We start from the raw sequence: 13,285 nt of genomic DNA on the forward strand, positions 1-13,285 counted from the left end.
AGTACGTGATGATCGATCGTGTATCGCCGCGGCCGGTGCGTTTCGCCGGCCGCGTATTCGTCGCCGTCGTGCTGGCCGCGCCGCTGGTCGCGCACGCGCTGCCCGGCTACGACGACGTGCGCCGCAACTGGCGCAGTTCCGACTGGGTGCTGCTCGCGCGCGACGGCACGCCGCTGCAACGCACGCGCGTCGACCTCACCGAACGGCGCGGCGACTGGGTCTCGCTCGCCGACGTGTCGCCCGCGTTCCGCGAGGCGATCGTCGTGTCCGAGGACAAGCGGTTCTATGCGCACAGCGGCGTCGACTGGCGCGGGATCGCCGGCGCGGCGTGGGGCAATCTGTGGAACGAGCGCACACGCGGCGCGTCGACCGTGACGATGCAGCTCGCCGGGTTGCTCAGCGATTCGCCGCGCCGCTCGGGCCAGCGCTCGCTGCCGCAGAAGGCCACGCAGGCGATGAACGCGCTGCTGCTCGAGCGCGACTGGCGCAAGGACCAGATCCTCGAGGCCTACCTGAATCTCGTGCCGTTCCGCGGCGAGACGGTTGGGCTCGCCGCGCTGTCGCAGGTGCTGTTCGGCAAGGCGCCGTCCGGTCTCGACGCGCGTGAAGCCGCGATCGCGGCCGCGCTGGTGCGTGCGCCCAACGCGGCCAGCGCGAAGGTCGCCGAGCGTGCGTGCCGGATCCTGCGCGACATGCATGCGGAACAGGCGTGCGCGTCGCTCGACGGCTACGTGCAGCTCGTGATCGCCCGCCCGGCCAACGCCGTGCGCGACGACGGCGCCGCCCTCGCCCCGCACTTCGCGCGCCGCATCGCGGCAGAGGTCAGACCGGCGGCCGGCGCGCAGGTGCGCACGACGCTCGATGCGCCGCTTCAGCGCTTCGCGCGCGACACGCTGACGCGCGCGCTGACCGAGCTCAACGCGCCCGCGCACCGGCGCAACGTGCAGGACGGCGCGGTCGTCGTGATCGACAACGCGACCGGCGAGATTCGCGCGTGGATCGGTTCGTCGGGGGCGTTGTCGGGCGCGCGCGACGTCGACGCCGTGCTCGCGCCGCGCCAGGCCGGCTCGACGCTCAAGCCGTTCCTCTATGCGCAGGCGATCGACGAGAAACGGCTGACCGCCGCATCGCTGCTCGACGACGCACCGATCAACCTCGCAGCCGGTGGCGGACTCTACATTCCGCAGAACTACGACAAGGATTTCAAGGGCTGGGTGAGCGTGCGCAGCGCACTCGGCGGCTCGCTGAACGTGCCGGCCGTGCGCACGCTCGTGCTCGTCACGCCGCACCGCTTCGCACGCACGCTGACCGCGCTCGGCCTGCCGCTCGCGCAGGAAGGCGACTACTACGGCTTCAGCCTCGCGCTCGGCAGCGCGGACGTCACGCTGCTGTCGCTGACCAACGCGTATCGCGCGCTCGCGAACGGCGGCGTCGCACGCCAGATCGTCGACCTGCCCGCGCCGTCGCCCGCTTCCGGCGCATCGGCAACGGGGCGCGCGGACAACGGCACGCGCGTATTCAGCGAAGCGGCCAGCTTCGTCGTCGCCGACATCCTCTCCGACAACAACGCGCGCGTGCGCACGTTCGGCTTCGACAACCCGCTCGCCACGCGCTTCTTCTCGGCGGTGAAGACCGGCACGAGCAAGGACATGCGCGACAACTGGACGGTCGGCTTCACGTCGCGCTATACGGTCGGCGTGTGGGTCGGCAATGCGGACGGCTCGCCGATGTGGGACGTGTCGGGGGTGACGGGCGCGTCGCCGGTGTGGTCGGCCGTCGTCGGCTACCTGCACCGCGACCTGCCGAGCCGGGCGCCACGTCCGCCGGCCGGCGTCGAAACGCGTCGCATCACGTTCGAGCGCGACGTCGAGCCGTCGCGCAACGAGTGGTTCGTCGCGGGCACGGCACTCGACACGATCCGGCTCGCGGCGCCCGTCACGCCGGGCAAGGACGGCGCGCGCGCACCGCTGACGATCGGCGCGCCGACCGACGGCACGATCTTCGCGATCGATCCGGACATTCCGCCGAAGAACCAGCGGATCTGGTTCGAGCGGTCGTCCGGGCATGCCGCGCGGTTCACGTGGCGGCTCGACGACAAGGTGATCGGGCACGCCGACCGCGTCGCGTGGATGCCGTGGCCGGGAAGGCACCGGCTGGAACTCGTCGACGCGCGCGGCAACGTGGCGGATGCGATCGGCTTCGAGGTGCGCGGCGCGTTCGCGAAGCCGGCTGGGCGCAGGCCCTGAGCGCCCGCGCCGGCCGCTTACTGGCCTGCTGCGTTCGCCTTCGGCGGCTGATTGGAGAAGTCGATGACGGGCGCGGTCGAGATCGCGGCTTCGTTCGCGACGCTGAAGTTCGGACGCGGCTGGTAGCCGAAGATCCGCGCGATCACGACGCCCGGGAACTGGCGGATCCGCACGTTGTACTGCTGCACCGTCTTGATGTAGCGGCCGCGCGCGACCGCGATGCGGTTTTCGGTGCCTTCGAGCTGCGTCTGCAGATCGCGAAACGCCTCGTTCGCCTTCAGTTCCGGATAACGCTCCGACACCACCATCAGCCGGCTCAGCGCGCCCGACAGTTCGCCCTGCCGCTGATCGAACGCCGCCAATGCGGCGGGATCCTTTGCCATCTCCGGCGTCATCTGCACGCTGCCCACGCGCGCGCGTGCCGACGCGACCTCGGTCAGCACGCGTTCCTCGTGCGACGCGTAGCCCTTCACCGACGCGGCAAGGTTCGGCACGAGGTCCGCACGACGCTGATACTGGTTCAGCACCTCCGACCACGCCGCGTTGACGTCTTCATCCGACGACTGGATCGCGTTGTAGCCGCAACCGGCGAGCGGCGCGAGCACGCAGCACGCGAGCAGGATTCGAAACCATTTCATTGTTTGTGACTTCCGGTTGAACGCTCCGGCTGGATTCCGGCTGGAGCGGTAAGTTGAAAAGAAACGTTCGCTCTCGCACCGCGCACGGCGGCTACCAGCGGCCCGATGCCCCGCCGCCGCCGCTCGAGCCGCCACCGCCGGTGAATGAATCGGACGAACTGGAGCTGGAGCTGGACGAATCCGAGCCGGACGATGGCCAATTGAACGACGAAGACGAGGACGTGGAGCGGGATGACGACCAATCGCTGCCCGTCAGTTTTTCGACGATCAACAGGATCCCCATCACCACGCAGAAGACCGTCAGCAGAACCTCACCGGGCGAATATCCCATCAGATGCCCGATCCAGATCAACGCCAGCAACGTCACGCCGATGATCGCCGTATTCTTCCGGACGCGTGCGGATCGAACGAGAGCGATGCCGAGGAGCCACGCACAGTAACCCATGCTCGTCGCGACGATCCCCAGCCCACCCAGCATCGCGACCAGATCGCCTTCGAAAATCGCGCCGACCGGCAACATCGCAACCGGCACGATCGTCGCGACGAGAAAGCTGGCCGGCAACATCACCTGCCAACGCAGCTTGCGCCATTCGGTGACGACACCCAGCGCGACACCGGTCAGCCCGAGCAGTAACCAGAAAAGGAAGCTCCCGACGTCGGCTGAGGGTTTCTCCCGCAAGCCGTTCGACAACCGCTTCGCATCGCCGGACGTCGCACGCTGCGCGTCCTCGTCGGGCAGTGCGCTATCCGACGCCGCCATTTCAGGCGGCGTCATCTCGCGCACCAGCGCATCGACCGCATCGCTCACGCCGGCTTCGATACGCTTCTCGCGAAACGCCGGCACGATGCGTTCACGGATGATTCGCCCCGCGACGATGTCCGGAATCGCGTCTTCCAGGCCGTATCCGACCTCGATCCGCACGGTGCGATCGTTCAGTGCGGCGACCAGCAGCAGACCGTTGTCGATCTTGCTCGCGCCGAGACGCCATTTCTCGAACACCGTCGTCGCGAACTGCTCGATGGTCGCGTGGCCGGTCGAGCCCACCAGCAGGATCGCCATCTGCACGCCGAGCCGGCGCTCGAGATCGGCCAGACGGTCGGTCAGCTCGGACGCACATGCGACACTCAGTACGCCCGTCATGTCGGTCACGCGGCCTGTCAGCGGCGGCGCTGCTTCGGGGTCGTTGGCGACGGGATAGGCGGCTGCGGTAGCCATGTTCGTGCAGGCCGACGGCGCACCGGCTGCCAACGGAATCGCGCCAGCGTCAGCGGCCGGCGCGGCGAAGGCCGTGCTGCACAGAAACATCGCCCCGGCCAGCAGCGCGGCCGCCACCACCTTGCCGGTGCCGGTCTTGCCGCGGATGCGGGCGGGCCGCGCCGCGTTGCGGGTCGTGCATGCCATCGATGCCGGATCGCCCTCGCAATCCGGGAGGCGTGACCGCCGCGTCAGTCGTTTCAGGTTCATGTCGGAAACGGCGCGCCGGTTCCGTCGGGAATGGCGCGTTCTCTCGTCGTTTTTTGATCGTCCCGCAGCATAACCAATTGCGAAGGGAATCGAAAGGTTCCGGACCCGGGCGATTACCGAATCGCGCCGGTGCAACGTGCTGCTCGCGCGAGCAGGTTTGACAAGACTCACCTGCCGGCACGCGCTCCCCGCGCTCTGTCAAGAAAGCGAGTATGCGCCGCCGGAATCCGAGACCTAGAATATGAGCGACGCTGCCTATCCGCCGCCCACCGGTTGCCACACTTGCCCAAATGCCCGCGACCATGAACCTTCGCCATCCGCGCTTTCTCCGCCCCGCGCTGGGCACCGCCTGCGTCGCCGCCCTCGCGGCACTGGCCGGTTGCAACGGCGACGCCTGCTTCGGCGTCGATGTCTGCTTCAACGGCAACAACACGCAGACCGTCGCGCTGTCCGGCACGGCCGCCACGGGCTCCGCGCTCGCGAGCGCGTCGGTCACGGTCAGTTGCGCGCAAGGCTCGGCGACGACGCTGACCGACGGCGGCGGCAACTACCGCGTGACGGTGAACGCCGTGCTGCCGTGCGTGATCACCGTCGCATCGAGCGGCACGAGCCTGCATTCGCTCGCCTACGCGGGCGGCACCTTCAACACGACACCCGAGACCGAGCTGATGCTCGTCTATCTCGCCGCGCAACTCGGTACGAACACGGCCGGGCTGATCGGCAATTTTCAGGGGAATGCGCACTTCCAGCAGGCGATGGGCAGCCCGAACACGGTGCAGGCCGCGCAATCGGCGGTCGTGACGAATCTGCAGCAGCGCTATTCGGTCACGCTGTCGACACCGGCCTTCCTGACGACGCCGTTCGTGGTCGGTCAACCGGGCGTCGACAGCGATCTCGACGCGCTGGCCAAGGCCGGCGCGATCGATTCGAACGGAATGCCGGATCCAGCCGCGGTTTCGCTGCTGGCGCAGGCGGGCGCGGGGCACCCGCTGTGAGCGGCCGGCGTGCCGTTGCGGCACGCGCTTGCGCAGCCGCTACGGCTTACGCGGCTTCCCCGCTCCCGCAAGCAACCCGCGCCGCCTGCTGCTGCGTGAGGTAGCGCAGCAGCTTCGTCACCATCCACACGACGATGAACGACAGCGCGACGAAGAACACCGCGAGCGGCGTCAGCACGTGAATCGACACGAAACCGGCCAGCCCCATCATCGCGGACGACACGAGCAGCAGCGCGCACCCGAGGATCGCGCTCGTCAGCCCCGCGATATGCGGAAACAGCGAATTGCCCTTCGCCATCAGCGTCGGATACATCGCGCCCGCGCAGAAACCCATCACGAGCACCGGCGTCGCGAGCGTCCACACGCGCAGGCCGACGGTCAGCGCCAACATCAGCATCGCAACCGCCGCGCCCGCCATCACGCGTGCGCCGATGCGCAACCGCTGCTCGGCACTCGGCAGCCCGCGCCCGTGAATCCGGTTCGACAGCCCGCCGAGGAAATACATCAGCCCGATCCCGAGCGCGAGATAGCCGAAGTAGGTCGGCGGCTTGTGCAGCGTGGTCTGCACCATGAACGGCCCGACGATGTTGAACACGAGCAGGATGCTGTAGCACAGCCCCTGCGCGAGGAAGCAGCTCTGGAACACCGGGCTCGCGAGCACCTTGCCCGCGTTCGCCATCAGCGTGCGCGGCTCGAGATGGACCGGTTTCGGCAAGGTTTCGCGATAGCGCCACAGCAGCGCCCACATCACCAGCGAGTACACCAGCAGGAACACGAGGCACGCGCGCCAGCCGAACCATTCCTGAAGGTGCGCGCCGATCACCGGCGCGATGATCGGTGCGAGCCCCCACGCGATCGACATGTACGTAAACGCGTGCATCAGCGCCTGGCCCGAGAACGAGTCGGTGATGATCGCCTTCGCGAGCAGGTTCGTGGTCGCGATCCCGAAGCCCTGCAGGCAGCGCGCCAGCACGAACGTCTCCAGGTTCGGCGCGCCGAGCGACAGCAGGCAGCCGATCGTGTAGATGACGAGCCCGAACGCGAGCACCCGCTTGCGCCCGTACGCATCGGCGACGGGGCCGAAGATCAGCTGGCCGAGCGCATAGGCGGCCATGTAGCCGGATACGCTCGACTGGATCGCCTGCGGCGTGGTCGCGAACGAGCGCGCCATGTCGGGCAGCGCGGGCACGTAGATGTCGATCGCGAGTTGGCCGGCGGAGGCAAACAGGCAGATCAGGAACAACAGGAAGCGCGGCGAGTTCGATTCGCGCGCGGGGGTGAGCGAGGCGTTCATGACAACCGGGAAAGATTCGGACGGCGGCGGCACGCGCCGTGCTGTTCGAACGACGAACAACGGTGCGCGGCGAAGTGCGTATTGTGCCTGTTGTTGCGCAGCGCGACAGGAATCCCATGGCGCGGGCACGGTTGAATGCCGATTTCGGCACAGTCGGCAACTGACGAACCGGCATTGCGCCAGCCGGAAATCAAGGTCTCACGCACGCTTGCGCCGCGCCAGGGTCCGGGCCATAAACGGAAGCCGCCGGCAGGTGCCGGCGGTCCTATATTTGCGGTGCGATACGCCGACGACGCGTCGATCAGTACTGCGCCTGATCCGTCGGATTCCTGAACAGCTGCTTCATCTCCGGCGACAGCGGATAATTGAGGCTCACGCCCTTCGGCGGAATCGGCTGCATGAACCACTGGTCGTAGAGCTTCTCGGCCGCGCCGGAGGTCTGCATCTTCGCGATCACGCCGTCGACCACGTGCTTGAACGCCGGATCGTCCTTGCGCATCATGCATGCGTAGTTTTCGTGAACGAGCGGCGTGCCCGTCACCGTGTACGCACCCGGATTGCGGTCCTTCGCGATCTCGCCGTACAGCAGCGGCTCGTCCATCACGAACGCGACCGCGCGCCCCGTCGTGACGTTCATGAACGCTTCGGCGTGGTCCTTCGCGCTGATGATCGTCATGTTCATTCCTTTCTCCTCGTTGAGCTTGCGCAGCAGGCGCTCGTCCGACGTGCCGGCCGTCGTCGCGACCGTCTTGCCGGCCAGATCCGTGAAGTCCTTCACGCCGGAATCCTTGCGCGTGCTGAAGCGGATTCCGTACAGGAACAAGCCCAAAAACGACATAAGCCCATGATTTTGTGAATGTAATTGCGATATTTCAGTCAAATTCAGGATAACTAAAACACACAATCACACACCAACCAAATCAAACACTTACAGCTCAGTTTTTGACTGAGGAGGTCAGCGCCGCGATCACCCGCGCGATCGCGTGGTCAGCGATGTTCGGGAACGGCAGCGACGCCCGGCCGATCGGCCGGAGTGGACCCGCATGCTCCCAGTCGGGAGGTAGATCCGGCACGATGTCGTTCCCGTTCTTGAACAGGTTCAGCGGCACCGCGGCGAGCACCGCGGCGACGCTCCCGTTTGTGCTCACCCTTGGCGGCTCGAAGCCATAGACGGCCGCCGGCGGATTGCCTCCGACCGCCATCGCCGCCGCGGCCATGATCGCGATCGCGGCGCCGAGCGAATGCCCGACAAGCGTCACGGGTCGGCCGTCGATCGCCGCGAGCACATCGACGGCGATTGCTCCCCACGCCTTCCAGAACCCGTGATGCACCTGACCGATGCCGATCACGTCGATCGGATGCGCGTCCAGATCGGCTGCGACGCAGTCGAGGTTGTCGGTGCCCGGAAAGGCGACGACGAGCCCGCCGGCCGTCTGCCGCACGATCGCGCGCGAGGCACTGTCGGCCTTGCCGATGTCCGGCTTAGCGGAATACGCCTCCTGGGCGAGCAGCGCGAAGTCGCGCGGAGTCATACCGACCTCCACACGCCTTGCTCGAGCCAGCCATGCCACTCCGGTGGCGTCTCACCGGGCTGCGAAACGAGGATCGACGGACTCACCGTTATCGAACCGTCAGGATGCTCGACGACCTGATGAGCGGTCAGGTTTGCGCACTTCCCATCCGGCACGCGTGCATACCAGTTGCCCTTGTCGGCATCCCAGCGACCGTAATCGCCCGGCTCAAGCTCGTGCGGAGCCTTGCCATATACGCGCCGCCCGTTCATTGAAGCGGCGCGCCCGCGAGCGGCGTCGAGGCGGCGGCCGGCGCCGCCGTCGTCAGGATCTGATCGATGAGCGCCTGAACCATCGGCCCGAACGTCTGCAGACCCAGAAGGACGGCCTGCTGCTGCGGCAGCGCCGGGACGGCCTGCACGATCGTGATGGCGGCCGGCAACAGCGAATCGTGGAACGCTTTCAGATCGGCGACGTTTAGCTGCGCGCCGGCCTTGCAGATGGCCTGGTTCGCCGGCAGGATCGTCTTCGAGATCGTGGCTTGCTGGTCGGCGCTCAGCAGCGGCGACGTCGCGAGGATGGTCAGATCGCCGTTCACGATCGTGCAGCCGGTCTGGACCTGTTGTTGGATGGACGGCAGGGAATTGCAGGCGACGATCGCAATGGACGCGACGATGCCTGCCGCGAGCAGCATGAGCTTCTTCATGGGGGATTCCTTCGGGAGTGGTGCCGCGGCGCGCGGCGGGATGGTTACTGCTGGGCAGCCTTGGCGGCCGCGCGCGCGGCGAGCGCGTTGTAGGCGGCGTGCAGCCCGGCGACGATCAGCGTCGCGACGAGCGATGATGCGCTGGTCGGCACGGCGCCGTGGAACCCGCCAAGGGCCCAATCGACGGTCGGGATGAGGTCGGTAACGCCGAGCGTGATGCCACCGCTCACGAGACTGGATTTCATCGGCATGGCTACTCCTGGTTGTGGTGGATAACTTCGACGTCGGAGAACTGGTAGCCCTCCTTCGCGTACTTCTGGGTGATCCAGAGCGGGAACGGCATCGCGTGCAGCCCTTCGTCCTTCCCGATGTGGTGCGCCTTGCAGAGCAACATGCCGTTCACGGTCATGTCGTCGACGAACTGGGTCCAATCGGTGAAGCCGTCCCAGTCGAATGCCCTGATGTGCTCGCCCCAGAAGCCGGCCTGCGCATCGAATTTGAAGCGCTCCCAGTCGATCAGCTCGGCGAGCGACCGCTCGATCGGATGATGGTGTGCTTCGAGCGGATGGCCGGATTCCTCGGCCGTCGCGTTGCAGATGAAGCAGCGTCCACCCTCGCGCTCGATCAGCTCCTTGCGCGTGCGCTCGAACAGCGCCGTCGTCTTGCGCTCGGCGTGCTCCGGGATGTTCACGGCGACCGAGAGTGTTTCCTTCTCGGTGTGCGCGTGTGTGACTTTCGCGAGCCCCTCGGCCGTACAGTGCTCACACGGTTGCTCGAGCGGCATGTCATGGCTGCATCGGGTCATGTCTGGTTCCAGAAACGAAAAGCCCGGCGCGCGGCCGGGCGAGATTGGGGTTCGCGCGCTTCACGCGATGCCGAGCGCTTTCTTTGCGGCGCCGTACAGGTACAGGCGCTGCGAATAGCCGTTCAGGCCGCCGTTGATGACGCGCGTGATCTGCTGGAATTGGCCGGCATCGGCCAGCGCGTTAAGGCCATGCGCCTTCCACCACCAGGCGGCCGACATGGCGGCGTTCGCCGGATCGGTCAGCAGGTCCGGCTGCTGCACGATCGGTAGGCCGAGCACCACGCCGCAGAGCTGGTAGTTATCGTGGAAGGTGATCTGCATCAAGCCGCGGCCGCGGTATCGCCAGCCGTCGCCACTCGCCTCGTCACCATTCCCGTATCGGCCGGCATAGACGCGATTCGCGATAGCCGGCGGGCGCCGCGCGTACTGCTGCGCCTCGTCCTCGCTGAAGTACTTCGGGAACGTCGCGAGCAGCCCCTCCGCGCTATAGTTCAAGTTCTCGGCGACGGCGGACAGACGCGCACTCTCGACACCGACCTGCGCCAGAAACGCGGCCGCGCGCAGCGGCGTGCTGATCTGCTGCGCATCGCAGGCGGCCTGCAGCGGCCCGATCCACTGCGCCGCGCGCGCCGGCGCGGCGCCGCACCCGGCCGCGACGATCGCGGCGGTCAGATTCACGATTGTCCCGGCCATTCCGGCCACTTGCCATGCAGCAGCGCCCAGAGCGCCGTGCCGATCGTGATGAACGGCCCGAGCCAGATCACCAGCTTGCGCAGGAACCGCCCGAGTCCGGCGAAGAAGCTGATCCCGCTGCTCGCGAACTTCATCAACGCGATGATCTCAGCCGTATTCGACTCGACCTGCTGCGTCATCTGCGTGTTCCGGGAAAGCTCCTCATGATAGGAAGCGTGATAAGCGGCGACCTGTTGCTCGAGCGTACTCATGCGATTCTCCAGATCCGAGATGCGGGCCGGCGTCACTGCGCCTTCCGCGTGTTCGTGTGAATGGTTCATGGGCCCCGAAAAAGAAAAGCCGCCTCGATGGGCGGCTATTGTCATTTCCGCCAAACGGCGGGTTCGCTAGGCCCAATCGGGCCATTCCAGATGTGGCAATGAAAAAGCGACGTTTCGCGCTTGCCGGGGGCATCCCAGGTTATGCGAATGCCGATCTGGTAATATCGCGCGGCAACAGATTTCGTCAGATCGCCGCCTACTAACATTCCTGCGAAACGTACAATGACCAGCTTCGACATCACCGCGGTAATCACTGCGCACCACGAAGGTTTGATCGCCATTCCTTCCCTCAAAAGTCTACGGATCGCAATGGAATGCGCACGGGCGGCCGGGATCAGCGTCGAAGTTGTTGCCATGCTAGACCGACCTGACGATGTGACGATCGAGGTTTTCCGCGATGCCCATGAAATCATTCCGGACATATCGGTGCGAACTGTCGATTTCGGCGATCCCGGGTTCTCGCGCAATGAGGCAGCGCAAATCGCCAAAGGAAAGTACATAGCTCTGCTTGATGCCGACGATCTTTGGTTCAGTGAATGGCTGCGTGAGGCGTTTCGGGCTGCGGAGGCAGACCCGCGCGAAGTGGTGTGGCATCCGGCGATCAACCTCTACTTCGGAAGCGAAGGTCGACAGCACATATTCGCTCATCCTGACATGGACAATCCGACGTTTCACGTTTCTGCCCTGGCGATCACGAATTGCTGGACGTCTCTGGCATTCGGAAAAACCGAACTCTTCCGACGCGTTCCCTATGCCGGCACGGATCTCGAGGGCGGCATCGGCTACGAGGATTGGTGTTGGAACATCGACGTCATTGACGCCGGCGCGATACACAAGATCGTGCCGGGCATGATTCACACCATTCGGATGAAACAAGTTTCCGTTTTGCAGTCGACCAATGCTTACGCGTGCCTGCCGCGAGCAACCGATCTTTTCCGTAAACTTATCATCAACAATCGTGATAATGGGACTCGCTCAAGCGATATCAATTAGTCATGAAACTGATGCCATCAATAGCCACCAAATTCCCAGATGCGCCACCAGCGCAAGAAGGGGACACCGTTCCGGAACTGGCATTGATATAGACAACACATAAAGTATTGCCACTTGTATTCGCGCTGGGGACTGCCAAGTTTTGCGCCGGTCGGAATCCTGCCGGCAGCGTGAAAGCAGCATTCCCAAGCGAGGACGTCCCGACAGTCATATCGCCGCGCAGTTCGACTACCCCATTGCTGCGCAGACGATAGCCAACGTTCGATCCGGTCCAGTTATTGGTGAACGAACTCACCGCATGGAATGGTACCGCGCCAAGCGTGGCAGTGCCTTGCAGCGTATTTTCTCCGCTATCGATATCGAACGCTGCTGCGCCCCACGCCCACGCAGAATTGAATAGCGTGTTTTGCGTGAACATCCCGCCAGACAAATTATTGATCGTCGTCGTGACGCTATTGGCGCCGAGCCAGTTGCCAACGAACGACCATTGGCTATTCGTGCCGGTGAGACTGAATACGGCTCCCGTACCATTTTCGATGTAATTGCCGGCTATCAATACGCTCGTATAATTCGCCGCAGCAATAGCCGTTGCATTTGCTTCGAGGTCGCTATCGCGGATGACGATGTTATTCCCGCCGACCCCGAGATTGATGGCGGCCGCTCCTGCATTGGAGATGCCCGTCTGCATCACATACAGAGCATTCGTGCCAGTTGTCGCCGTTGTAATACCATATTGCGCTTGTGTGTTGAAATAGCAACCGATTACACGAGTATTGAAACTATTGTTCAGCGATAGAGCGGTTGCATTGCCGAACACCGACACGTTATAGAACAGCGAATTGTTGATGTTCTGCAAGCCAAACACCGTGATCGTTCCGCCGGTGGGGCTGGCTACGCCGAAATTATCGAATTGATACAGAGAGCCAAACGTAGGCGCGCCGCTGCCAGCGTAGAACATTGTGACAGTCGCGCTGCCGCTGTATTTGATCTTACTGGCCGCGCCCGCGCCAAAAATGCGAATCGAGACTCCGGCCGTATTCGGAATATTGATCTGCGCCGTGACCTTATACGTCCCTTGCGGGATATAGACTTGACCGCCGTTCGTCAGGCTTAGGGCATAGGTGATCGCAGATTGAATGGCGCTCGTGCTATCGGCTGACCCGGTTGGGTCCGCGCCGAAATCCGCGATGCTGACGATATCCCCGAACTTGCTCTGGAGCGTACGCGCGACGCCGCCCGTTGCGCCGGTTAGGTATTGTAGGTTATTGACGCCACCAGTCGCTGTCGTAGCAGCCGTACCACCGCTGGTAACGGGCAGCGTTCCGGTAACGCCAGTAGCGAGCGGAAGGCCCACGCCATTTGTCAAAGCAATGGCCGAAGGCGTCCCCAGGTTGGGCGTCGTGAATACCGGTGACGTCGAGAGCGCGATGCCTCCAGATCCGGTTACGGGTTGACCAAGCGCCGCAGATACGCCAGTTCCAAATGATGTCAGGCCAGTGCCGCCGTTGACCTGAGTGAGCGGGTTCTGCAGCGTCAGGCTGCTGAAGGTCGGCGACGGATACGTCTGGGCGAGCGCCACCAACGGCGCAAAAAGCACCGCGATGAGAAACTTCTTCATG

The 13,285-nt window shown here is 64.8% G+C and carries 13 protein-coding genes and 1 pseudogene; 3 read left to right on the forward strand and 11 right to left on the reverse strand.

Annotated features, from left to right (window positions below; genetic code table 11):
* Positions 1–8: 8 nt before the first annotated feature.
* On the forward strand, positions 9–2,246 hold the full coding sequence (gene pbpC / locus ACV22V_RS07860; RefSeq protein ID WP_448013448.1) for a penicillin-binding protein 1C: 2,238 nt from the start codon (positions 9–11) through the stop codon (positions 2,244–2,246).
* 17 nt (positions 2,247–2,263) lie between these two features.
* Here the strand turns inward: pbpC and ACV22V_RS07865 are convergent, their stop codons facing one another.
* Together ACV22V_RS07865 and ACV22V_RS07870 are read right to left on the reverse strand one after the other, a co-directional pair.
* Positions 2,264–2,884 (reverse strand): LemA family protein, encoded by a 621-nt coding sequence (locus ACV22V_RS07865; RefSeq protein ID WP_448013449.1) that lies wholly within the window; start codon positions 2,882–2,884, stop codon positions 2,264–2,266.
* Between the two features lie 91 nt (positions 2,885–2,975).
* On the reverse strand, positions 2,976–4,520 hold the full coding sequence (locus tag ACV22V_RS07870) for a TPM domain-containing protein (protein WP_448013450.1): 1,545 nt from the start codon (positions 4,518–4,520) through the stop codon (positions 2,976–2,978).
* Between the two features lie 131 nt (positions 4,521–4,651).
* On the opposite strand from ACV22V_RS07870, the gene ACV22V_RS07875 reads away from it, so the two are divergent.
* Complete coding sequence (locus ACV22V_RS07875; protein WP_059534011.1) at positions 4,652–5,344, forward strand: hypothetical protein; 693 nt, start codon at positions 4,652–4,654, stop codon at positions 5,342–5,344.
* A gap of 46 nt (positions 5,345–5,390) precedes the next feature.
* Here ACV22V_RS07875 and ACV22V_RS07880 read toward each other — a convergent pair whose 3' ends face one another.
* The 8 genes and pseudogenes from ACV22V_RS07880 to ACV22V_RS07915 form a co-directional block, all read right to left on the reverse strand.
* Positions 5,391–6,638: a multidrug effflux MFS transporter gene (locus tag ACV22V_RS07880; protein ID WP_059533893.1), complete on the reverse strand. Its 1,248-nt coding sequence runs from the start codon at positions 6,636–6,638 to the stop codon at positions 5,391–5,393.
* 301 nt (positions 6,639–6,939) lie between these two features.
* Positions 6,940–7,461 (reverse strand): annotated as a pseudogene (locus tag ACV22V_RS07885) (ABC transporter substrate-binding protein); the annotation flags it as partial.
* 112 nt (positions 7,462–7,573) lie between these two features.
* Complete coding sequence (locus ACV22V_RS07890) at positions 7,574–8,170, reverse strand: alpha/beta fold hydrolase (protein ID WP_448013451.1); 597 nt, start codon at positions 8,168–8,170, stop codon at positions 7,574–7,576.
* A gap of 247 nt (positions 8,171–8,417) precedes the next feature.
* Positions 8,418–8,843 carry a hypothetical protein gene (locus ACV22V_RS07895; protein WP_448013452.1) on the reverse strand — a complete coding sequence of 142 codons (426 nt, stop codon included), beginning with the start codon at positions 8,841–8,843 and terminating at the stop codon, positions 8,418–8,420.
* A 56-nt stretch (positions 8,844–8,899) separates the two neighbouring features.
* A complete protein-coding gene (locus ACV22V_RS07900; RefSeq protein WP_448013453.1) occupies positions 8,900–9,106 on the reverse strand; it encodes a hypothetical protein in 207 nt (68 codons plus the stop codon).
* 2 nt (positions 9,107–9,108) lie between these two features.
* On the reverse strand, positions 9,109–9,660 hold the full coding sequence (locus ACV22V_RS07905; RefSeq protein WP_448013454.1) for a hypothetical protein: 552 nt from the start codon (positions 9,658–9,660) through the stop codon (positions 9,109–9,111).
* A gap of 60 nt (positions 9,661–9,720) precedes the next feature.
* Complete coding sequence (locus ACV22V_RS07910; RefSeq protein WP_448013674.1) at positions 9,721–10,353, reverse strand: glycoside hydrolase family 19 protein; 633 nt, start codon at positions 10,351–10,353, stop codon at positions 9,721–9,723.
* Entirely contained in the window at positions 10,335–10,604 is a 270-nt protein-coding gene (locus ACV22V_RS07915; RefSeq protein ID WP_448013455.1) for a hypothetical protein, read from the reverse strand. The genes ACV22V_RS07910 and ACV22V_RS07915 overlap by 19 nt, the downstream gene beginning before the upstream one ends.
* Positions 10,605–10,895: 291 nt before the next feature.
* On the opposite strand from ACV22V_RS07915, the gene ACV22V_RS07920 reads away from it, so the two are divergent.
* The gene (locus ACV22V_RS07920; protein WP_448013456.1) at positions 10,896–11,666 is read left to right on the forward strand and encodes a glycosyltransferase family 2 protein; all 771 of its coding nucleotides are present in this window, start codon (positions 10,896–10,898) and stop codon (positions 11,664–11,666) included.
* On the opposite strand, the gene ACV22V_RS07925 is transcribed toward ACV22V_RS07920, so the two are convergent.
* Complete coding sequence (locus ACV22V_RS07925) at positions 11,659–13,284, reverse strand: glycosyl hydrolase family 28-related protein (RefSeq protein ID WP_448013457.1); 1,626 nt, start codon at positions 13,282–13,284, stop codon at positions 11,659–11,661. The two genes, ACV22V_RS07920 and ACV22V_RS07925, sit on opposite strands and share 8 nt — an antisense overlap.
* Position 13,285: the final 1 nt, after the last annotated feature.

Source organism: Burkholderia sp. AW33-5 (assembly GCF_053427615.1).